This is a genomic window from Burkholderia plantarii, assembly GCF_001411805.1.
Lineage (GTDB): Bacteria > Pseudomonadota > Gammaproteobacteria > Burkholderiales > Burkholderiaceae > Burkholderia > Burkholderia plantarii.
The window spans coordinates 3,475,601-3,496,881 of record NZ_CP007213.1 but is presented as its reverse complement, the minus strand read 5'-3'; the positions used below and the strand labels follow the sequence as shown (position 1 = coordinate 3,496,881).

Here is a 21,281-nt window from a genome sequence, read left to right as displayed (position 1 = left end):
TACCCTCCTCTTTCGGCAGTCCGGAGCCCCCCATGTCCGATCCCGAGATTCAGCAGGTTTCCCTCTACGATCTGTTCCAGCCGCGCTGGCGTGCCGATCCCTATCCGCTGTACCGCCGCCTGCGCGACGAGAGCCCGGTCCACGCGGACCCGAACGGCAACGGCTGGATCGTTTCGCGTCACGCCGACGTGGTGGCGGTGCTCGACGACGCGCGTTTCTCGGCGGCGCGGCTGGGCGGCATCGACGACGAGAGCCGCACCGAGCAGGCGATCCGCCGCACGCTGTCGAAGCAGATGCTGTTCCTCGACGGCGCCGATCACACGCGGCTGCGCAAGCTGTTCGCGAAGGCCTTCACGCCGCGCCGGCTCGACACCTTCCGGCCGCGCATCGAGGCGCTCGCGCACCGGATGCTGGCGGCCCAGGCGGGGCGCACGATCGACTTCGTCAGCGAGTTCGCGGTGCCGCTGCCGGTGATGGTGATCGCGCTGGTGCTCGGCGTGCCGATGGACGCGCATGCGCAGCTGCACGACTGGTCGCTCGCGTTCGGCAGCGTGATCAGCGGCCGGGTGCTGTCGGACGCGGAGACGGCGCGCGCGGAGGCCGGCATCGCCGCGTTCGGCGCGTATTTCGCGGAGCTGATTCGCGAGCGCCGGCGCGAGCCGGGCGACGACATGCTCAGCGACCTGCTCGCGGCCGAGGAAGCCGGCGACCGCCTGGACGAGTCCGAGCTGATCGCGAACCTGATCCTGCTGCTCGCGGCGGGGCACGCCACCACCACCCACCTGCTCGGCAACGGCCTGCTCGCGCTGTCGCGCGAGCGCGAGCAATGGCGGCTGCTGGCCGACGACCCCGCCATCGCGCCGGCCGCCGTCAACGAGCTGTTGCGCTTCGACGCGCCAGTGCAGCTGACCGGGCGTGCCGTGCTTGAGGACGTCGAACTCGGCGGGCAGCGGCTGCCGAAGGGCGCCTATGTCTACACGCTGCTCGGCGCGGCGAACCGCGACGAGCGCCATTTCGCGGCGCCCGACACGCTCGACGTGCGGCGGCCCGTGTCGCGCGTGCTGTCGTTCGGGCACGGCATGCATACCTGCCTCGGCGCGCTGCTCGCGCGCATCGAGGCGCAGATCGTGTTCACCTCGCTGGCCGCGCTGTATCCCGGCATCGAGGTGGACGCGCAACAGGCGCGGCGCACCGAGAGCCTGTCGTTCCGCGGGCTGCGCAGCCTGCCGGTGCGGCTGGTGTGAGCAATGCGTGCCGGCGCACCGACGCGCCGGTGGCTCGCCCTTTTCCTTCCCCTTGGACACGGATTCCGTGCAATCGACGATGCCACTCTTCACGCTGTTTCTCGCCGGCGCCTTGCTTTGCAACAGCGTCCCGCATCTCGTCGCGGGGCTGCAGGGCAAGACGTTCCCGACGCCGTTCGCCAGGCCGCGCGGCGTCGGCCATTCGTCCGCGCCCGTCAACTTCCTGTGGGGCGCGGCCAATCTCGTGCTCGGGCTCGCGCGGCTCGCGAGCCATCCCGTCACGCTCGGCGCGAACCTCGACTGCCTGGTGCTGGCGCTCGGCGCGCTCACGCTGGGGCTCTATCTTGCGTGGCACTTCGGCAAGTTGGGCGCGGCGGCGCCCCAGGCGGATTAGCCCGCGCGCCGTCGCGACGGCGCGAGCCGCTTGCCGGCGCGTCCACGACCGATCGTGACGCTGATCAAAGCCGCGATCGAAGCCCCGCATGCCGGCGGCCGGGGCCGCCGCCACGCGGTTGCGCGCCCGCTGCCGTGTTCCCGCGCTCGGGCGTACCCGGCACCCCCGCCGATCGTTTCGCATGCCTGATCGCGGCGCGGCCCCGATCCGCGCCCCGGCACCTCTCCACCTCCACGCCCCACCTCCACGCTCCCGGCCCGCGTTCCGCGAATTTCCGGCATCGATGCCATCCAGTGTCGCGAGATTGAGACTATGGCTGCGCGATTGGATATCCGCGCCACGCGCCACGCATTATCTCTTCCCGATTTTGTGATTTTCGAATCGATTCGAATGAGTCGATTCGAGGTCGCCGAGCTTCCATTCCGTTGCGCCGTCACCGGCCCCGCGCACTTCGCCGCGGCGCGTCCAGCCCGCCTCGGGGGTGGCGCGCGGGCCAGCCGCGACAGCGCGACGTGATGTGTCGCCGATTTTCATTTTTCTAACTCTTTTAATCATCGAGGCCAATACAACGATTTTGCTTTTAATTGACCTGTGAATTTTGACAGGTATGAAACGGCTTTGCCTATGCCACTATTCGCGGCAAGAAAAACGAGCGGCCAACCAGAAGCGATCTCATAAAATGTCTAATTTTAGCGAATATGCACGCGGGAATGCGCCGGCGCCTTCTTTATCTTCGCTGCTGGGCAATTTTGTCGGATTGCGACAGGCGAAAAGCATGCCGGCGATATTCGATATTCTCGCGGCCAGCATCGGCCAGCTCGATTTCGATTTCTGCAGCTACTGGGTGCGCGGCAAATCGGCGGACGGAGAGTGGCGCACCACCGCGCTCGATACCTTTTCAAACACCTGGATCCGTGATTATCTCGATTCGATAGAAAATAATGCCGATCCGATTTTTCGCGAAGCCATTCACGCCTGCATGCCGGTTAAATGGTCGCGTCTGCATTATCGAAAACGCCGGGTCTTGTATCGCGCCGCATTCCGCGCCGGACTGTGCCACGGCATCACCTTTCCGTTTCGCGGGCCGAATGGCACGCTCAGCCTGTTTTCGGTGGCGCGGCGGCGCGGTTCGATCAGCGACGGCGAGGTGATTACGCTCGCCATGACGCTGTTTCCGATTCTGGCGGTGGCGCACGACGCCTTCGTCGCGCAGATCGCGCTGGCCGCGCCGCTGTGTTCCACCGCCAAGCTGACCAGCCGCGAACGGCAGGTGCTGATCCAGGCCAGCGAGGGGCAGACCTCGGTGGAAATCGCCCGCACGCTCATGGTGACGGAGCGCACCGTCAATTTCCACATCGAGAACGTCCTGCGCAAATTGAAGGTCAAGACCCGCGCGCATGCGATTGCGCGCGCCAATGCCATCGGCATCATCCAGTGCTAGCCAGCCGAGCGAAACGGGGCCGCCAAATGAAGCAGACAGACCATGACGCGTCGAGCGTCGTCATCAAACTCGGGACCAGCACGCTCACGCAGGCGAACCGGCCCAACCTCGGCCTGATCGCCGCGTTGTGCGCGGAATTGCGCTCGCTGCGCGCGCGCGGGCTGCGTCCGGTGGTGACGACGTCCGGGGCCGTGCAACTGGGCGTGGCGCGCGGCGGCGGGGCGCCGGGCGAGGCGGCGCTGCCGCGCGCCGGACTGGCCGCGATCGGCCAACTCCACCTGATGGCCGCGTTCGCGCAATGCCTCGCGCCGCACGGCCACCGGGCCGCGCAGATGCTGCTGAAGGCCGACGACCTGCGCTGCGGGCCGACCCGCACGCACCTGGCCGAGGCGATCGGCGCGCTGTCGGCGAGCGACGCGATCGTGCTCGTCAACGAGAACGACGCGACCGCCGCGGTGGCCGGCTTCCCGAGCAACGACGAACTGAGCGCGGCGCTGGCCGGGCTGCTGCGCGCGTCGAAGCTGATCATCTTCACGGACCGGCCCGGCGTCTATCACGCCGACCCGCGCGTGAACCCCGACGCGCCGCTGTTCGGCACGGTGGCGGCCGACGACGCGCGGCTGCACGCGGCGGCCTCGCCGGCGCCGACGGCCACCGGCACCGGCGGCATGAAATCGAAGATCGACGCCGCGCGCGCGGCCGCGAACGGCGGCGCGACCACCGTCATCACGCGCTACGAGCCCGGCGCGCTCGGCCGCATCGTCGCCGGCGAACGTCTCGGTACCTGGATCGTGCCGCCCCCGCCGCACCGTTTCATCCCCTCGAACCCCAACGTCGAACTTGAAGAGGAATCTCGACCATGACCTACTCACTGATTGCATGCCGGCAGGCGGCCGGCCATGCGAGCGCGCTCGAGCGATTCGAGCCCGGCACCTGGCAGGCCGTCGATGCCCGCGGCTGGGACATTGTCGTGCGCAGCCTGCCTGGTGCGTCGTCCGAAGGACGCATCGAGACGATCGACCGGCGCGTGTGCATCGTGCTCGGCTCGCCCACCAATCTCGCGGCGCTGCGCTCGATCGCGGCCGTGTACGACGGCAACGCGGTCACGGCGTCGGTCGCGCACGTGTTCCGGATCCTGCACACGGCGCTCGGCAGGTCCGCGTTCGCGCTCGTCGACGGTCCGTTCAATTACCTCGAGTTCACCGAGGACGCCGTGTTCGCGGCCAACGACGCGCTCGGCATGCAGCCGCTGCACGTGGTGCATGGCCGGCGCGTCTGGCTCAGCTCGGAGCTCAAGCAGGTCGGCCGCCTGGAGCCCGGCGTGTTCCGTTTCCATCCGGCCGGGGCGGTGGTCGCCACCGACGAGCGCCCGGACGACTACCTGCCGATCGACAACGCGCGGCGCCTGAAGCCGGGCTCGTGCATGCGCCTGTTCGTGGACGGCGCCGGCCACGCGAGCGCGGACCTCGCCAGCTATCACGTGCCGCGCCTGGCCGGCGCGCAGCAACTGGCCGCGCCCGCCGCGAAGCGCTGGATGGCCGAACTGCTGACGCGCACGGTGCAGGGCGCGGTCGATACCGACAGCCGGATTTTCGTGCCGCTGTCGGGCGGGCTCGATTCGAGCATGGTGACCTCGCTGGCCTCGCGCCGGCGCGGCGACATCGAGACCTTCGCGCTCGGCACCGGACGCAGCAACGAATTTCCGTTCGCGCGCATCGTGGCCGACCATCTCGGCACACGGCATCGCGAGATCGATTTCTCGACGCAGGACATCCTCGACGGCATCGACCAGGCGATCTATCACAACGAGATCTTCGACGGCCTGTCCGCCGAGATCCAGGCGACGCTGATGTGCTTCTACCGCAGCGTGGGTACGCCGCGCGCGCGCGTGGTGACGGGCTACGGCTCGGACCTGCTGTTCGGCGGCGTGCTGGGCCATGACGACGCGCTCGACGGCATCAACGGCCGGCTCTGGGCGCAGATCTACCGGACCCGCTGGACCGGCGAGTTCTCGCCGTTCGGCGCGGCCGCCTACGGGCTCGACGTCCAGCATCCGTTCTGGCGGCCCGAGGTGATCGGCTTCGCCGCGAGCCTCGCGCCCGAGCTGAAGCTCTCGCCGCGCGACGTCAAGATCGCGCTGCGCGAATGCGCCGAGGAATGCGAGCTGCTGCCGGCCAGCATCGTCTGGCGCAAGAAGATCGGCATCCACGAGGGTTCGTCGGTCAACGCCATCTTCGCCGATCATATTGGCTCGGAAATTAAGGATTACAAACAGAAGACGCGCTACAGCTACGAGAAGTACATGCGCTACCTGAACGGCGAAGGCGAACCGGGAGGCGACCCGAAATGAGCGAGACCACGCTGGTGAAGATCGCGGACGAGGACGGCATTCGCGTCATCACGCTCGATCACGAGAGCCGCAACAACCCGTTCAGCGCGGCCATGGAGGACAGCATCCGCCGCGCGCTGCGCGAGGCGGACCAGGACGACACGGTGGGCGCGATCGTCGTGACGGGCGGCGAGGGCCGCTCGTTCAGCGCGGGTGGCGACTTCAACGAGGTCAAGAACCTGACGGGCGGCGACGACGTGGACCGCTGGATCGACCGCGTGACCGAACTCTACGCGGCGGTGCTGCGCGTCTCGAAGCCGACCGTGGCCGCCGTGGATCACTACGCGATCGGCATGGGCTTCCAGTTCGCGCTGATGTTCGACTGGCGCGTGGTCGCCACGCGCGCCGAATTCCGCATGCCGGAGCTGCGCCACGGCATCGGCTGCTCGATGGGCGGCACGATCCTCAACTACGTGGTGGGCTTCAGCACGATGCAGAAGATCATCTACGAGTGCGACGGCATCCCGGCCGCGCGCGCCAGGGACTTCGGCTTCGTCAACGAGCTGGTGGAGCCGCCGCTGCTGCTGGCGCGCGCGAAGGCGGTGGCGCGCCAGCTGGCCGGCTATCCGCGCGCCTCGTGGCGCGCCACCAAGGTCGCGGTGGGACAGGGGCTGCTCGACCTGCTCCACGAGACGGCCGACCGCTCGAAGGCGGTGCATCGCGTGGCGTTCACCGACCGCAGCGCGCAACAGCATTTCGCCCGCGTGCTCGGGGCGAAGTACCAGGGCGCGGCCGCCGCGCAATGAGCGCGCGCGGCGGGCCGCGCCCGCCGCCGCGATTTTCCGTTCGCGTTCCGCGCGCCGCGCGTCGGCGCCGGAACCTTTACCGAGACCCATCATGAATCAATCCGCATTCCCGTCGCTCCCGTCCGGCCGGCTCACACCATCGGGCATCGGCATCGCGTTGCAGGCCGGTGAATTCCTCGCCATGGAACCGCAGGTCCTGCGCGACCTGCTCAAGGTCGAGGGCTTCGCCGTGGTGCGCGGCCTGCGGCTCGGCAAGCCCGAGTTCGCCGAACTCTATCGCCGCTACGGCCACCCGGTCGAGTACAGCGGCCAGCGCGCCAAGGTCGGCTACGGCTACGGCGACATGCTCGAGCTCAACGGCGATCGCGACAAGATCGTCACCGGGCGCGGCCGGCTGCCGTTCCATACCGATGGCGGCATCCTGCGCAGCAACGTCGACCAGATCTTCCTGTACGGCGCCGAGATCGAGAACCTGCGCTTCAGCGGCGCCACGCTCGTGACCGACCACGTGGCGGCGCTGCGGGACATGCCGCGCCACCTGCGTGCCGTGCTCGAGCACGACACCTTCGAGGTGCGCGCGGCCGAGGCCGGCTACTACTCGGGCGCCTCGCCCGAGGGCTGGTTCAAGGTGGACACGTTCCGCGACTACGGCTGGGTCCGCGCGCTGATGATCTACTTTCCGTTCGACAACGGCGACGCGCCGAGCTGGGAAACGCGCATCACCGGCTTCAGCGCGTTCGAGACGCGCAAGTTCTTCGACGAGCTGGGCAAGTTCCTGCGGCGCGACACCTATACCTACGCGCACTACTGGAGCACCGGCGACCTGCTGATCAGCGACAACCGCCGCACGCTGCACGAGCGCGAGCCGTTCCGCGAGGAAGCGTCGCGACGCGTGCTGTGGCGCGGCCAGACCTCGGAGTCGCCGGTGATCTTCGCCGACGACGAACGCATGCTCGGCTGAGCGCGCCGCGCCCGCCGCCCCCTCCCTTTCCGCTCTCACCGGGTCCGCCATGTCCGACCAGCGCATGACTTCCGCCGCGTTCACGCCGGCGCCGATCCACTGGCTGCTGCCCTGCGCCGGGCTCGTGCTCGCGACGCTCGCGTGGGCCGGCAACGCCGTGGTGGGCCGCGGCCTGCGCGACGCCTACGACCCGCTCCAGCTCACCTTCTTCCGCTGGAGCGTGGCGACGCTCGGCTTCTACCTGGCCGGCCACCGGCTGATCCGGCTGGAGTGGCCGCGGGTGCGGCCCAACCTGGGCCGGCTGTGGGTCGGCGGCGCCTGCGGGATGGCCGGTTATCACCTGCTGCAGTACTACGCGCTGGCGATGCTGCCGGCGAGCGAGGTGTCGGTGATCATCGGCATGACACCGCTGACGGTCACCGTGATGGAGGCGTGGCGGCGGCGCGCGTGGCCCGCGCCGGCCATCATGCTCGGCATCGCGCTCGGGCTGGCCGGCGTCGCGCTGGTCTGCCGCGTCGCGGCGGCCGGCGCCGCGTCGTGGGCCGGCCTCGGCTGCGCCGCGCTGGCGATGCTGTGCTGGTCGTGGTACTCGATGCGCGTGACGCGCTGCGAGGGCATGGCGACGGTCACCACGCTGTTCGTCATGTCGCTCGTCTCCACGCTGATGCTGCTGCCCGGCTTCGCCTACGACGTCGCCGCGCACGGCATGCGCGTGCCGGACCTGCGGCTCGGCCTGCAGCTGCTGTACCTGGGGATCCCGGCATCGGTCGCGGCCTACCTGCTCTACGACCACGGCATCGAGCGGATGGGCCGCGTGGTCGGCGCCCAGTTCAACTGCCTGATCCCCGCGTTCGCGAGCGCGCTGGCCGCGCTGTGTCTCGGCGAGCCGCTCACGGGCCGGCAACTGGCCGGGCTGGCCGCGGTGGTGGTCGGGCTCAACGTGGTGCTGCTGGGGAAGGCGCGCGAGGCGCGCCGTGCCGGCGGCTGACCGCCGGCACGGCGGTTCGGCTGTGCTATCGTTGCGCTCCAAAAAAACGGAACCTGGGAGCTCCCACGATGGAATCAGAAAGCGGTGTCCCGCAGCCGGCGGGATTCAAGACGCTGGTCGGCAACATCGGCATCAAGGACGCGACGAACGATTTCGCCTGCGTGTTCTCGAGCGCGCCCTGCACGGTGTCGGGCATGTTCAGCCAGAACCTGTTCGCGGGGCCGAGCGTCAAGCTGAGCCGGCGCTACCTGGCCGAGGGCCGGCCGCGCGCGGTGGTGGTGGTGTCGAAGAACGCCAACGTGGCCACCGGCGAGCAGGGCATGGCCAATGCCGTCGAGTTGACCGAGCGCGTGGCCGCCAGGCTCGAACTCGGTGCGCGTGACGTGCTGGTCGCGTCGACCGGCATCATCGGGCGCGCCTATCCGATGGAGAAGGTGCGCGGCTTCGTCGAGGCGCTGGAGCCGGCCGCGGCGGGCTGCGACTTCGCCGGGATCGCCGGCGCGATGATGACCACCGACACCGTGTCGAAGTACGTGCATGCCAGGATCGGCGAGGCCACGCTGGTCGGCGTCGCGAAGGGCGTGGGCATGATCGAGCCGAACATGGCGACCATGCTGACCTTCTTCTTCACCGACGCGGCCGTGCCGCAGGCCACGCTGGACCGGATCTTCCGCAAGGTCGTGAACGCCACCTTCAACTGCCTGAGCATCGACACCGACACCTCGACCAGCGATACCGCCGTGATCTTCGCGAACGGCCTGGCCGGCGCCGTCGACGAGGCCGAATTCGAGGCGCGCCTGCACGAGCTGGCGCTCGGGCTCGTCAAGAAGATCGCGCGCGACGGCGAGGGCGCGACCAAGCTGCTCGAGGTGGACGTGGCGGGCGGGCTCGACGACGCGCAGGCCAAGCGCGTGGCCAAGGCCATCGTCAACTCGCCGCTCGTCAAGACGGCGATCCACGGCGCGGACCCGAACTGGGGGCGCGTGGCGATGGCGATCGGCAAGTGCGAGCAGGACACCTCGATCGTGCCCGAGCGCGTGCGCATCGCGTTCGGCGACATCGAGGTCTATCCGCGGCGGCTCGATGCCGCCGACCTCGATCGGCTCTCGGCCGTGATGCGCGCCGAGCAGGTGCGGGTGGCCGTCGAGCTCGGCTGCGGCGCGGGCCGGGCGACCGTATGGGGCTGCGATCTGTCGGCCGAATACGTCAGCATCAACGCCGACTACTCGACCTGATCCGTCGTCGGCCGCGACGCCCCGGGGGCGGCCCCGGGGTGGCGCATGACGGCCGCCGCGCGGGCGGCCCGCATCCCCTTCCCCTCACGATCCGCACGCCAGCGGCGGCGCGTCGGCGGTGCCATCCGCGCTGAATCAACGCCCCGTCAACGGCCCGAGCGCGGGAACCGGCCACGCGCCGATCAGCCTGCCGGGCAGGCCCGCCAGCGCGACGAGCGGCGGCGCGGGCGAGCGCACTTTCGGCACGCTGTAGATCACGCCGATCAGCGCGCCGGCGGCCAGCGATATCCAATAAGATTTCATGCGTGGCGCCTCCCGATCCATTTAGAATCCATGGCACCGCGTGCGCCGCCGGTGCCGTTGCCGATGTGTGTTGCGCGAAACATCATTCAACTGTCCTGAACGTCGACTCCGGCGCGCGGACCTTCATCGGCCTGTCTGCCCCATGCAATCGCTTCCCGACCTTGAAGCCTGGGCCATCTTCGCGCGCGTCGTGGAGACCGGCTCGTTCGCGAAAACCGCCAGCCTGCTCGGCATCTCGCAGCCCACCGTCTCGAAGGCGATCGCGCGCCTGGAGCAGCGGCTCGGCACGATGCTGCTGTACCGCACCTCGCGCAAGCTCTCGCTCACGCCCACCGGCGAGCTGCTGCGCGATCGCGCGATCCGCCTGCTCGCCGACGCCGAGACGATCGAGAGCGAAGCGTCCGCGCAGGCGCTGGAGCCGCACGGCATCGTGCGCCTCAATGCGCCGATGTCGTTCGGCCAGCGCCATCTCGCGCCGCTGCTGCCGGCCTTCCTCGAACGCTATCCGGGCGTCGACGTCGATCTGGTGCTGACCGATCATCTCGTCGACATCGTCTCGGGCGGCTTCGACGTGGCGATCCGGATCGCCGACCTCGGCGATTCGTCGCTGCGCGCGCGACGGCTCTGCGTGGTGCGCCGTCCGCTGGTGGCCTCGCCCGCGTATCTCGAGCGGCACGGCCGGCCGAGCCATCCGCGCGAGCTGGAACGGCACGTGAGCATGATCTACACGAACCTGCCGTCGCCCGACTACTGGCGCTTTCGCCATGCCACGCTCGACGAGGAATTCGCCGTGCCGGTGCGCGGGCGGATGCGCGCCAACAACGCCGACGTGCTGCTGCCGGCGCTGCTGTCGGGCCAGGGCCTCGCGCTGCAACCGGAGTTCCTGGTCTGGGATGCGCTGAAGAGCGGCGCGCTCGAACGCGTGATGTGCGACTGGCGCATCGCCGACATCAACGTGAACCTGGTGACGCCGCCCGGCATGCTGCGCGCCGCGCGCGTGACCGTGCTGCTCGACTTCCTCGTGGAGCATCTCGCGCACGCGCCGTGGGCGCTGGGCGGCGAGTGAGCGTGAACCCGGCGGCCGCGCCGGCGGCGTTCGCCCGCCGGGTTCGTCGCGCCTACCGCGCCGGCACCGGCGCCAGCATCTCGTGCGGCGCGGCGGTGCGCTGCGGCGCCTTGTGGACCATCGTGTAGGCGTAGTCGATGCCGAGCCCGTAGGCGCCCGAGTGCTCCTTCGCGATCGCCATCACGGCATCGTAGGTCTCGCGGCGCGCCCAGTCGCGCTGCCATTCCAGCATCACCTGCTGCCAGGTCACGGGGATCACGCCGGCCTGGATCATGCGCTGCATCGCGTAGTCGTGCGCGGCCTGCGAGGTGCCGCCCGACGCGTCGGCCACCATGTAGATCTCGTAGCCGCCTTCGCGCATCGCGCAGAGCGCGAAGGTGGTATTGCAGACCTCGGTCCAGAGGCCCGCCACCACCACCTTCCTGCGGCCGCTCGCGGCCAGCGCGTCGCGCACCTTCTGGTCGTCCCACGAATTCATCGAGCTGCGCTCCAGCACCTTCTGGCCCGGGAACACGTCGAGCACCTCGGGGTAGGTGTAGCCCGAGAAGCTTTCCGATTCCACGCTGGTGATGATGGTGGGCACCTCGAACACGCGGGCCGCCTTGGCCAGCGCCACGACGTTGTTCTTCAGCGTCTGGCGGTCGATCGACTGCACGCCGAAGGCCATCTGCGGCTGCTGGTCGATGATGATCAACTGGCTGTTCTGCGGGGTGAGTACTTCAAGCTTCGCATCGCTCATGGCGTGTCGGTCCTGGTAACGGAGGAGGAGCGCGGCGCGCCGCGTGCGCGGGCCGCGAGGATGAGGCATCCAGCTCCATTCATTTGATACGCAATCGCGGCGCTTGGAAATCCAAGAAACGGAATCGATCCGATTCCGAAAACCGCCCTATAAAAGCGGCCTCCGCGCTTTTTTCCGCCGGCAAGCCGGCCAGGCTTGGCAGCGCTTCGCCGGTGCGATTTCCGCGGCCGGCGGCAGCGAGGAGGAACACCCGTGAAGGCTTATCTGTTGTCGCCGGCGGCCGGCGTGCTGGCCGGCGTGGTGTACGCCGCGATTGGCGTGGCGTGGCGTCGCCGCCCGCGATCGCGCTCGCCGGCCTGCCCGGGATGCTGGCGGGCGAGCAGGTCCTGCCGCTCGCGCGCCGGCCGCTGGCCGGGCACCGGCTCGGCTCGGCATGGCGCGAGGCGACGTGTTCCCGGCACGTGTTCGGCGCGCTGCCGGGCGCGAGCCCGGGCGAGGGCGGCACGCGGCGGTGAGCGTCGTGAGGCGAGGGGGCACGAGGCGAGGCACGAGGCGCATCGCGCGGCCCGAGCGTGAACTGCGTGCCGTGCCGCCGCCGGGGCCGGCGGCGCGGCGCCAACGACGGGCCATCCGGGGCCTGCCGCGCCGGCGGCCGCCCGCGGGCAGCCGCGGTTCGGGTGGCCTCGGCCGGGACGCGTCGGCGCGTCGGCCGGTGTGAGCCGCCCGCCCGCGCCGCGATTTCCAGCAAGACCCTGTAGCGGCCATTTTTTTGGCTTGAAGTACCCTGTCTCCTGCCGGTCTACACCGCCCATAAGCGCTTGAACATTCTTGAAAGGGAACATGCTCCTTACTCACCGTCCTCCACGGGCTTGCTGTCGCAAGACGGCTTTATTTTTCGCGGGCATGTCGCTCGCGGCCGCCGCGTATGCCGCGCTGCCATTACGCGTGGGCACCTATGGCGATACGCAAATAGCGGAATGCGAGAACGTGCCGAACGCGGGCATCGTGACGTACGACGGCCATGGCCTCGGGGGAGCACATTCGTCGCACTGTGTTTCGACGATCCTGAAGCGGACTGGCAACGAGTACGACCTGAGTACCACCTGCTCCGCGCTGGGAGACGGCACGCCGGTCAAGCCGGAGACGTTCACGGAAAAAATCCGTATCCTGTCGCCCGAAAGGTTTTCCAGACAGCGTTCCCAAGGTGTCGAAACCTATCGGCTCTGCCCGAACTTCAAGTAATCCACCCTTCAAGTCGAGATCGCCGCGATATCCGCTCAGGTGGCTGCCTCGCCATCCTCCATCGGCGCGACGCCGACCCGGTTTCGTCCGCTTCGCTTGGCCTGGTAGAGCGCCAGGTCGGCCTGACGGCAGAGCGTCTCGACGGACGACGGCCGTCCCTTGCGGCCCGTGGCGCAGCCGATGCTCACGGTCACGGCGGGAATCGGCTCGGGAAAATCGGCGAGCTTGTTTGCTTCGATCTCCTCTCGAATGGCTTCGGCCACGGCCCATGCGCCATGCGCATCGGTGTTGGCCAGCACGGCGACGAATTCCTCCCCGCCGTAGCGCGCGGCGGTGTCGCCATGGCGCCGGACGTGCTTGCCGATGCATGCCGCCACGAAGCGCAGGGCGGTATCGCCCTTGGCATGGCCATGCAGGTCGTTGTACTGCTTGAAATGATCGGCGTCGATGAACAGCACCGACAGGCAGTTATCGCCGCGCAGGACCCGCTGCCATTCGTCGGTCAGCACGGCGTCCAGGGCCCGGCGGTTCAGCAGGCCTGTCAGCGCGTCGGTACGGCTGAGTTCGGCCAGCTTGCGCTGTTTGTTCAGGTTGTCGCGCAGCACGAAGGCAAGCAGCCAGACCGCCGCGCAGAATAGCGTGCTGATGGTCGCGGCGGAAACACCGACTTTCCAGGCCATGCCGGTGAATCCGGCCAGGACGTCGCTTTCGGCGGGCGCGACGACGGCGATCAGCGGGGTGCCGGGTACGCGCTGGTAGGTATAGAGCCGCACCGTGCCGTCTATGCTCGAACGCGCGACGTAGAAACCCGAATCGTGGCGGGTCATCCTCGCGAACGTGTCGGAACGGCGCAAGTTGGCCATCTGGTGGGCGCTGATGGGGGGATTCCTCGCCAGCATGGTGCCATCGGTGCGCACGATGGCGCTGATGCCATGGGCGCCCACGTCCAGGCGCTCCAGGAGTTGGCTGAAGTAGGCCAGATCGATGGCGACCACTGCGATGCCTGCGAACGCATGGTCGGCGCCGTCGATTCGACGCGACAGGGCGATCGAGCGCGTTCCGCCGCGCGAACGCGCCTCATAGGGTTCCGACACGTAAAGCCCGATGCCGGGCGTGTCGCGCGGCGCCTTGAAGTAATCACGGTCGCTCAGGTCCCACCGATGCGTGGGACTGCAGCAACCGTCGATCACCCGGCCTTCGGCATCGGTCACGCCCATCCCGGTGATGTGTTGTGCGGCGGTCCTGTCGAACAGAAGGTCATGCCGCAGGCGGGGGTCCATGTTGCGGAACGCGGGGTTGCTGATGTTCGTGGCCAGACTCATCAGCGCCATGTTCGAGGTTTCCACCGTCCTTGCAATTTCGCTGGCCAGCACTGCCGTCACGTTGCGCGAGTTCTCGTGAGCATGCGTGATGACTTCGTCGTGCCCGGCCCAGAGCGTGATGACGCTGATTGCCGATGTCGCGACCGACATCAACGTGCCCAGCGCGCCGATGACGAGAAAATTCCTTCCTGCCCAGTCGGCGATTTTACCTAGTGAGGTCGAGACGGCCATACTCTCTTCAGATGAAAGCCAACGAATCAACGCGCGGCATTGCCACGGCAGTCGGTGTTAACGGCCGATAAACCATGAAATTAATATACGCGATCGTGTCTGCCCAGGGGGGGCGGTCGATGTCAAGCGCCGGGCCAGGGCGGGCGTGCCCGAATCGGCGCTGTCACGTCGGCGGGTGTGGTCGCGGAAGATGCGGCGATGAAACCGAAGGCGCTCCACCACGGCTATCGATTCCCCGCTGCGATCATCAGCCAGGCGCTCCGCTGGCATTTCCGCTTCCCGCCGAGCCCGCGCGTCATCGAGGAGCCGCGATTCGAGCGCGGCGTGATCGCCAGCTACGAAACGACCCTCCGGTGGTACGACAAATTCGGTGCGGCCCTCGCCGGGCGGGTCAAGGCTGCGCAACGACAGCGGGGCCGCACCGCGCATCCGGCCCCGATGTCGGTGAATCTGCGTGGCGAGCCCTGGCTGCTGTGGCGGGCGGTCGGCGAACACGGTGCCGAGCCGGATGTCCTGCCGCGGAAACGGCCCGACAAGGCCGCAGCGAAGCGCTTTTTCCAGCGTGTGCTGTGTTCCTTTCCGGCACCGCGCGAGATCGTCACCGGCCCGTTACGCAGCTACCCGGCCGCCAAGGCTGGCATCCCGGCGCTCGCCACCGTCAGGCAGGTGTTCGTGAAGGCCGCTGCCCGCGTGAACGACCGCGCAGAGAACAGCCATCAGCGGATCCGCAAACGCGAGCGACGCATGCGGGGATTTCGCGACCCGAAGCGCGCTCGGGCTTTCCTCACGAGTTTCGGGCCGATCCGCAGCCGCGCCGAGCATTCGCACCGGCCGGCTCGCGTGCGCGAGAAGGCGATGCGACGGTTCAAATCGGAGGTTCAAATCGGAGGTTCAACTGCAGCGATTCGCCTCGGTGCATGTCGGGGTGTCCAACCATGTCATGGGCTGCCGCTATCATCGAGATGTGAAACATGAACGCGTGGCAGCGCAAGTGAAAGGCTTGCGTGCTCGCGCTGCCCTGCCTCGCCCGTCTACCGGGTAACCTGACCATACCGGGCCGGCGCCCGTGTACGATCGTGGCTGGCGGCGCCCGGCTGGTCCGGCCGCCGGCCGCCGCCGCGAGGCCTCGTCAACCGATTTCTTTTCACGGGCCGTTCATGCCGAGACTGCCGTTCTCCACTCAGATCGTCGCGCTCTGGATCCTGGTCGCGGTCCTCTGCAGCCTGCTCACGGCAGCGGTGTGGCTGATGCTGTCGTCGGCGCTTGGCGAGCGCGTGGCGTTCGGCACGCAGCAGGCGTCGGCGGCCTGCGCGACGATCGCCTCGCGATACGACCTGTCGATCCGGCGCGAGAACGAAGCGAACGTGGAACTCATGCACGCCGTGCTCGATCTCGTGCTGACCCGCAGCGACGGCATCGAAGGCGGCTTCTGGCGCCGCGCGTCCGCGTCCGGCGCGCCCGCGGGCTTCCAGGCCTATGCGTTTCCGACCTACGAGGGCAGCGGCGTGAAGCGCGACATTCCCGAAGCCGAGACCCCGCTCATCCTGCGCACGCTGGCGGATACGGCCGGCGCGGGCCAGGCGCGGTCCCTCGTCGTATCGAGCGGCGCGGACGCGGTGATCGCCGTGGGCTGCCCGGTGCCGCATCACGACGCGCTGTTCGCCTGGACGCTGACGCGCGCGCATCCGCCGCTCGGCCCTCGCGGCGAGAGTGCCGCGCAGGTGCTGGCGGCGATGCTCGCGATCATTCTCGTGCTGGCCGTGTTTCTGGCGCTGGCGCTGCGGCGCTGGAGGCGCAACCTGGCGCGGCTGGAGCGGTCGCTCGCCCCGGCCGGCGCGTTCGAGCGCGGCGAGCGGCTGGCGCCGCTCGGGGAGCGCGATCTCGATCCGATCGTCGACGCGCTGAACCGCTACGTCGAGCGCGCCGCGACGCTGCAGCGCGAGACGCAGGCCCTGAGCGAGCAGCTCGCGCAGGCGCAGCGGTTCAGCACCCTGGGCAAGCTGGCCGCGCAGATCGCGCACGAGATCCGGAATCCGGCCGGCGCCATGCGCCTGAAGGCGGAGAACGCGCTCGCGGGCGACGAGGCGCGCCGCGAGGCGGCGCTGCGGACCATCATCGTGCAGCTCGGGCGCATCGAGACGCAGGTTGCCAGCCTGCTCGCCCTGACGCGGCCGGTCACGGTCCAGGCATGCGAGGTCGATCTGCCGGCGTGGCTCGCCGAGATCGTGCAGACGCACGAATCGCGCGCCGAGCATCGCGGCCTGACGCTGAGCGTCGAGGCTTCGCCCGCTGCGTCGCGGCCGGTGTTCGATCCCGCCCAGCTGGCGCGCGCGCTCGACAACCTGATCCTCAACGCGCTGCGCCACGCGCCGCCCGGCGGCCACGTATCGGTGCGCGCGCTCGCCGTCCGCTCGCCCGAAGGCGAGCGGCTCCGGCTCGAGGTGACCGACGACGGGCCGGGCGTGAGCGCGGCCGAGCGCGAACGGATCTTCGAGCCGTTCGTGACGGGTCGCCCGGACGGGGCGGGCCTCGGGCTTGCCGTGGTGCGGGAAATCGCGGCGGCGCACGGCGGCCGCGCCTGGCTCGCCGGCGACGCGAACCCTACCTGCTTCGTGATCGAGCTGCCATGGCGACCATACTGATCATCGACGACGACGATGCGTTTCGCGAAGGCCTCGCCGAAACCGTCGAGGACCTCGGCCACGTTCCGCTCGAGGCCGGTTCGGGCGACGAGGCGTTCGCGATGTTGCGGGCCGGGGCCGCGCCCGCCTGCGTGTTCCTCGACTTCCGGCTGCCCGGCGCGGACGGCCTGGCGGTGCTCGAGGCGCTGCGCGCCATGAAGGAGGCCGACGGCGTGCCGGTGGTGATGCTGACCGCGCATGCGACGAGCGCGAACACCATCGGCGCCATGCGGCTGGGCGCCTTCGAGCACCTGACCAAGCCCGTCGGTCGCGCCGAGATCGCCGCGCTGCTCGGCCGCGTGCTCGCCGGGCAGCGCGAGGCGGCCCCCGCCGAGGCGCCGCCGGCCTTCCTCGACGAGGCGACGTCGGACGAGCCGCAGCTGCTCGGCATCAGCGAGGCCATGCGGGGCGTGCAAAAGCGCCTCGGCCGCGCGGCGGCGGCCGATTCGACCGTGCTCATCACCGGCGAGACGGGCACCGGCAAGGAGGTCGCGGCCCGCGTGCTGCATCGGGCGTCGGCGCGCGCCGGCGGCCCGTTCGTGGCCGTCAACTGCGCGGCGATTCCCGACGCGCTGCTTGAAAGCGAGCTGTTCGGCCACGACAAGGGAGCCTTCACGGGCGCCCACGCGCCACGGCAGGGCCGCATCGCGCAGGCGCACGGCGGCACGCTGTTCCTCGACGAGATCGGCGACATGCCGGTGGCGATGCAGGCCAAGCTGCTGCGCGTGCTGCAGGAGCGCCAGGTCACGCCGCTCGGCGCGGCCCGCCCGGTGGCGGTGGACGTGCGCGTGGTGGCGGCCACGCACCGCGACCTGCAGGAGCGCGTCGCGGCCGGCGCGTTCCGCCAGGACCTGCTGTATCGGCTCGACGTGATCCCGCTGCATATCCCGCCGCTGCGCGAGCGCGTGGCGGACATCCTGCCGCTCGCGGAGCATTTCCTCGCCGCGCTGGCGCCGGCGGCATCGCGCAAGCGGCTGTCCGTCGAGGCCCAGCGCCTGCTCGTCAACTTCACGTGGCCGGGCAACGTGCGCGAGCTGGCCAATGCGATCGAACGCGCCGGCGCGCTCGCGCCGGGCGCGCTGCTCACGCGCGACGATTTCGCGTTCCTCCTCGATTCCGCCGCCGACGCGGCCGACGCCGCCGACGCGACGGTGCCGGGCCGGTTCGCCGAACTGCCGCTCAACGAGGCGCTGGCACAACTCGAACGCGCGCTGATCGTCCGCGCGCTGGCGGCCAGCAACGGCAACCGCGCCGAAGCGGCACGCCGGCTCGGCATCAGCCGCCAATCGCTCTACACGCGGCTGGCGAGCCTCGGCATCACGCAGCCCGACGCCGATCCGGACGCCTGACGCGGCGCGCGGGTGTCAAGCATCCGGACGCAGGTGTCCGGTTTGCTTGACACTCGTGCCCGCGCGCGCGGCGCGCCATCCCCGGCCGGCGGGGCTCGCGCCGGTGGCATGGCACTTGCGTTTCCCCTGGCGTCACCTCAGGGAGCGCAACATGCGGAACTCATCGACAACCTCGGGCCGGCGCACCGCCGCCCACCTTCTCGCCGCGGCGAGCCTCGCCGCGCTGTTCGCGGCCAGCGGCGCATGCGCCGCGCAGCCGGCCCCCGGCGCCGCGCCGCCCGGGCCCGCGATGCCGCCCGCCGCGGCGGTGCCGCCGCCGCCGCCGGGCGTCGCGCCGGCAGCGCCGCTGGACGTCACCGTGGACGCGACCGTGACGCGCTTCGTCACCAATCCGGATGGCGACGTCGACGGCCTGGTCAGCGACGGCGGCCTGCTCGTGCGCTTCTCCCCGCGCCTGGGCGCGCGTCTGGCCGCCGAGGTGCGGGCCGGCGATCGCGTGCGGGTGAGCGGGACGCGCGATGGCGCCGGCAATCTCATGGCGCAGCGCATCGTCGCCGCCGGTAGCGGACGGCAGTTCGTTGATCCGCCGCCGGCCGACGCGCCGCCGCCCCCGCCGCGCGAAGCGCGTGGTATCGCGCTGTCGCGCCTGAGCGTGCAGGGCCGGGTGGCGCACGTCACCACCGCGCCGCGCGGCGAACCCGATGGCGTGGTACTGGCCGACGGCGCCGTCATCAAGCTCACGCCACCCGTCGCCCAGCGGTTCGCCGCGCTGTTGCAGCCCGGCGCGGACGTGGCGGCGCAAGGCTACGGGACGCGCAACCGGTACGGCACGGCGCTGCAGGCCACCGCGTTCGGCGCGCCGGACAATCTGACCCGGCTCTACGACGACGTGCCGCCGGCCCCCTGATCGCGCGGCCCGGTGCCCACCTTTTCCCAACTTGTCCAACTTCACGCAAGGATGATCGACATGCACTGGATCGACCCCGAAAGCCTTCCCGAATCGCGCGGCACGGTCGCGCGTTTCCTGCTGAATCCGCACGGCGAGCTCGACGGCTTCGTGCTCGGCACGCGCCAGCCGCGCCAGGTTCACGTACCGCCTCATCTGTCGGCGCTGATCGCGCGCCATGTCGCCGTGGGCGACGAGGTGCGCGTGCGCGCGGTGAAGCCGCGCGGCGTGGAGATGCTCGCGGCGGTCGCGCTGACGACGCGGCGCGGCACGGTGATCGTCGACGAGGGGCCGGGCCACGGCGCCGACGCGCATGACAAGCCGCGCGCGGCGCCGAAGCCGATGGAGGCGAGCGGCGCGGTGGTGCTGCCGCTGCACGGCCCGAAGGGCGAGCTGCGGGGCGCGCTGCTCGACGACGGCACGTCGTTGCGCATGCCGCCGCATGCCGCCGCCGAGCTGGCGTCGTATCTCGCACCGGGGGTTCACGTGCAGGCCTGGGGGCGCGGCGTCAGCACCCGGCACGGCCGGACGATCGACGTGGACGAGATCGCCGAACTGGTCGACGCGCACGACTGACATGTCCACCGCGCAACCGCCCGGGCGCGCCCGGTACGCGCTCGAAGGGCTGAACTTCTTCATGGCCGACGTGCAGGCGGGGCTCGGCCCGTTCCTCGGCGTGTTCCTCCAGGCGCAGGGCTGGCGGCCCGACGCGATCGGCACGGTCATGACGCTCGGCGGCATCGCCGGCATGCTGGCGACGTCGCCGGCCGGCGCGCTGGTCGACGCCAGCCGCCGCAAGCGCGGCATCATCGTCGTGGCGGCCGTCCTCACGACGCTCGCCTCGCTCGTGCTTTGGCTCTCGCAGCGCGGCTGGGTGGTGGCCGCCTCGCAGGTGCTCACCGCGCTGGCCGGCGCGGTGCTCGGCCCGGCCGTGATGGGCGTGACGCTCGGCATGGTGCGCGAAGGCGGTTTCGACCGGCAGTTCGGGCGCAACCAGGTGGCCAATCACGCGGGCAACGTCGTCGGCGCGGCGCTGTCGGGCTGGCTCGGCTGGCGTTTCGGCTTCGGCGCGGTGTTCCTGCTGGCGGCCGTGTTCGGCGCGCTGACGGTGTGCGCCACGCTGCTCGTGCCGCGCGCGGCGATCGATCATGACAGCGCGAGGGGACTCGGCGCGGAGCATGCCCCTACCGGCGGCTTTCGCATGCTGTTCGGCAACCGGTCGCTGCTGCTGCTCGCGGCGGCGCTCGCGCTGTTCCATCTCGGCAACGCCGCGATGCTGCCGCTGTACGGCCTCGCGGTGGTGGCCGCGCGCGAGGGCAACCCGAGCGCGCTGGCCGCGCAGACCATCGTCGTCGCGCAACTGGTGATGCTGGCCACGGCCTGCATCGCGGCGCCGCTGATCCGGCGCCTCGGCTACTGGCAGGTGATGCTGCTCGCGTTTCTCGCGCTGCCGCTGCGCGGCGCGATCGCCGCGACGTTCATCACGGCCTGGGGCGTCTGGCCGGTGCAGGTGCTCGACGGCATCGGCGCCGGATTGCAGGGCGTGGCGGTGCCGGCGCTCGTCGTGCGGTTGTTGCGCGGCACCGGACGCATCAATGCGGGGCAGGGCATGGTCATGACGGTCCAGGGGGTGGGCGCGGCGCTGAGCCCGGCGCTGGGCGGCATCGTCGCGCAACACTTCGGCTACGCCGCCGCGTTCGTCACGCTCGGCGCGGTGTCCACCGGCTCGCTCGCACTGTGGCTCGGTTGCGGTGCCACGCTGCGGCGGGCCTGCGATCCTCGGGGTTCCGCGGCCGGTGACGCGTCGCCGGCCGCGTGACGCCGCCGGCAGGCGATGCCGCGCGCCACGGGGCGGCCGTGGACGCGCCGATATCGCCCCGTCGCCGCCCGACACGATGCCGGTGCGCGGGCCGATGTGATCGCGTCGCCGCGCGCGTGCATGCCGGCGCCAGAGGCACGGTTTCCCGCCGGCAACGGAACGCGGACCGGCGGCGGACCGGCGGC

The 21,281-nt window shown here is 70.2% G+C and carries 21 protein-coding genes and 3 pseudogenes; 20 read left to right on the top strand and 4 right to left on the bottom strand.

Translation table 11 applies throughout. The annotated features are described in order from the left end of the window. Positions 1-32: 32 nt before the first annotated feature. Positions 33-1,244: a cytochrome P450 gene (locus tag bpln_RS31650; RefSeq protein WP_055141020.1), complete on the top strand. Its 1,212-nt coding sequence runs from the start codon at positions 33-35 to the stop codon at positions 1,242-1,244. A 79-nt stretch (positions 1,245-1,323) separates the two neighbouring features. Beyond that, on the top strand, positions 1,324-1,638 hold the full coding sequence (locus bpln_RS31645) for a hypothetical protein (protein WP_042629030.1): 315 nt from the start codon (positions 1,324-1,326) through the stop codon (positions 1,636-1,638). 351 nt (positions 1,639-1,989) lie between these two features. Here the strand turns inward: bpln_RS31645 and bpln_RS37535 are convergent, their stop codons facing one another. After that, positions 1,990-2,172, bottom strand: a complete 183-nt coding sequence (locus bpln_RS37535) for a hypothetical protein (RefSeq protein ID WP_148654247.1) — start codon at positions 2,170-2,172, stop codon at positions 1,990-1,992. A gap of 145 nt (positions 2,173-2,317) precedes the next feature. Between bpln_RS37535 and bpln_RS31640 the strand changes: the two genes are divergently transcribed. The 7 genes from bpln_RS31640 to argJ all read left to right on the top strand — a co-directional run bounded on the left by bpln_RS31640 (position 2,318) and on the right by argJ (position 9,398). After that, positions 2,318-3,079 (top strand): LuxR family transcriptional regulator, encoded by a 762-nt coding sequence (locus tag bpln_RS31640; RefSeq protein ID WP_209444935.1) that lies wholly within the window; start codon positions 2,318-2,320, stop codon positions 3,077-3,079. A gap of 26 nt (positions 3,080-3,105) precedes the next feature. After that, positions 3,106-3,942, top strand: coding sequence for an amino acid kinase family protein (locus bpln_RS31635; protein WP_055141019.1), 837 nt, complete (start codon positions 3,106-3,108; stop codon positions 3,940-3,942). Then, complete coding sequence (locus bpln_RS31630) at positions 3,939-5,429, top strand: asparagine synthase family protein (RefSeq protein ID WP_055141018.1); 1,491 nt, start codon at positions 3,939-3,941, stop codon at positions 5,427-5,429. The genes bpln_RS31635 and bpln_RS31630 overlap by 4 nt, the downstream gene beginning before the upstream one ends. Then, positions 5,426-6,214 (top strand): enoyl-CoA hydratase/isomerase family protein, encoded by a 789-nt coding sequence (locus bpln_RS31625; RefSeq protein ID WP_055141017.1) that lies wholly within the window; start codon positions 5,426-5,428, stop codon positions 6,212-6,214. Before bpln_RS31630 ends, bpln_RS31625 begins: the two co-directional genes overlap by 4 nt. A gap of 91 nt (positions 6,215-6,305) precedes the next feature. Further along, positions 6,306-7,175: a TauD/TfdA dioxygenase family protein gene (locus bpln_RS31620; RefSeq protein WP_042629025.1), complete on the top strand. Its 870-nt coding sequence runs from the start codon at positions 6,306-6,308 to the stop codon at positions 7,173-7,175. A 64-nt stretch (positions 7,176-7,239) separates the two neighbouring features. Further along, a complete protein-coding gene (locus bpln_RS31615) occupies positions 7,240-8,163 on the top strand; it encodes a DMT family transporter (protein WP_158336138.1) in 924 nt (307 codons plus the stop codon). Positions 8,164-8,231: 68 nt separating this feature from the next. Beyond that, on the top strand, positions 8,232-9,398 hold the full coding sequence (gene argJ / locus bpln_RS31610) for a bifunctional glutamate N-acetyltransferase/amino-acid acetyltransferase ArgJ (protein WP_055141016.1): 1,167 nt from the start codon (positions 8,232-8,234) through the stop codon (positions 9,396-9,398). Between the two features lie 135 nt (positions 9,399-9,533). Here the strand turns inward: argJ and bpln_RS31605 are convergent, their stop codons facing one another. Next, positions 9,534-9,701: a DUF1427 family protein gene (locus tag bpln_RS31605; RefSeq protein WP_042629022.1), complete on the bottom strand. Its 168-nt coding sequence runs from the start codon at positions 9,699-9,701 to the stop codon at positions 9,534-9,536. A 142-nt stretch (positions 9,702-9,843) separates the two neighbouring features. Between bpln_RS31605 and bpln_RS31600 the strand changes: the two genes are divergently transcribed. After that, positions 9,844-10,767: a LysR family transcriptional regulator gene (locus tag bpln_RS31600; RefSeq protein ID WP_042629021.1), complete on the top strand. Its 924-nt coding sequence runs from the start codon at positions 9,844-9,846 to the stop codon at positions 10,765-10,767. A 52-nt stretch (positions 10,768-10,819) separates the two neighbouring features. Here bpln_RS31600 and bpln_RS31595 read toward each other — a convergent pair whose 3' ends face one another. After that, positions 10,820-11,506, bottom strand: a complete 687-nt coding sequence (locus bpln_RS31595; protein ID WP_055141015.1) for a hydrolase — start codon at positions 11,504-11,506, stop codon at positions 10,820-10,822. A 103-nt stretch (positions 11,507-11,609) separates the two neighbouring features. On the opposite strand from bpln_RS31595, the gene bpln_RS36930 reads away from it, so the two are divergent. The 3 genes and pseudogenes from bpln_RS36930 to bpln_RS31585 all read left to right on the top strand — a co-directional run bounded on the left by bpln_RS36930 (position 11,610) and on the right by bpln_RS31585 (position 12,748). Beyond that, positions 11,610-11,762 (top strand): hypothetical protein, encoded by a 153-nt coding sequence (locus tag bpln_RS36930; RefSeq protein WP_158512098.1) that lies wholly within the window; start codon positions 11,610-11,612, stop codon positions 11,760-11,762. After that, a pseudogene (locus bpln_RS31590) lies at positions 11,759-12,021 on the top strand (DUF1427 family protein). The gene bpln_RS36930 and the pseudogene bpln_RS31590 overlap by 4 nt, the downstream one beginning before the upstream one ends. 325 nt (positions 12,022-12,346) lie before the next feature. Then, entirely contained in the window at positions 12,347-12,748 is a 402-nt protein-coding gene (locus bpln_RS31585; protein WP_055141014.1) for a hypothetical protein, read from the top strand. 35 nt (positions 12,749-12,783) lie between these two features. Here bpln_RS31585 and bpln_RS31580 read toward each other — a convergent pair whose 3' ends face one another. Beyond that, the gene (locus bpln_RS31580) at positions 12,784-14,301 is read right to left on the bottom strand and encodes a sensor domain-containing diguanylate cyclase (RefSeq protein WP_055141013.1); all 1,518 of its coding nucleotides are present in this window, start codon (positions 14,299-14,301) and stop codon (positions 12,784-12,786) included. Between the two features lie 198 nt (positions 14,302-14,499). Here bpln_RS31580 and bpln_RS34760 point away from each other — a divergent pair. From bpln_RS34760 to bpln_RS31555, 7 genes and pseudogenes are all read left to right on the top strand, one after another. Then, positions 14,500-15,109: pseudogene (locus bpln_RS34760) on the top strand (DDE-type integrase/transposase/recombinase); the annotation flags it as partial. A gap of 23 nt (positions 15,110-15,132) precedes the next feature. Then, a pseudogene (locus bpln_RS38535) lies at positions 15,133-15,343 on the top strand (IS6 family transposase); the annotation flags it as partial. A gap of 115 nt (positions 15,344-15,458) precedes the next feature. Next, positions 15,459-16,943, top strand: coding sequence for a sensor histidine kinase (locus bpln_RS31575; protein WP_055141012.1), 1,485 nt, complete (start codon positions 15,459-15,461; stop codon positions 16,941-16,943). Beyond that, positions 16,928-18,331, top strand: a complete 1,404-nt coding sequence (locus tag bpln_RS31570; protein ID WP_055141011.1) for a sigma-54-dependent transcriptional regulator — start codon at positions 16,928-16,930, stop codon at positions 18,329-18,331. Before bpln_RS31575 ends, bpln_RS31570 begins: the two co-directional genes overlap by 16 nt. Positions 18,332-18,386: 55 nt before the next feature. Further along, complete coding sequence (locus tag bpln_RS31565) at positions 18,387-19,238, top strand: hypothetical protein (protein WP_420807390.1); 852 nt, start codon at positions 18,387-18,389, stop codon at positions 19,236-19,238. Positions 19,239-19,298: 60 nt separating this feature from the next. Further along, a complete protein-coding gene (locus tag bpln_RS31560) occupies positions 19,299-19,853 on the top strand; it encodes a hypothetical protein (protein ID WP_042629648.1) in 555 nt (184 codons plus the stop codon). A 1-nt stretch (position 19,854) separates the two neighbouring features. After that, positions 19,855-21,096, top strand: coding sequence for an MFS transporter (locus tag bpln_RS31555; protein WP_042629013.1), 1,242 nt, complete (start codon positions 19,855-19,857; stop codon positions 21,094-21,096). The last annotated feature ends 185 nt before the right edge of the window (positions 21,097-21,281 follow it).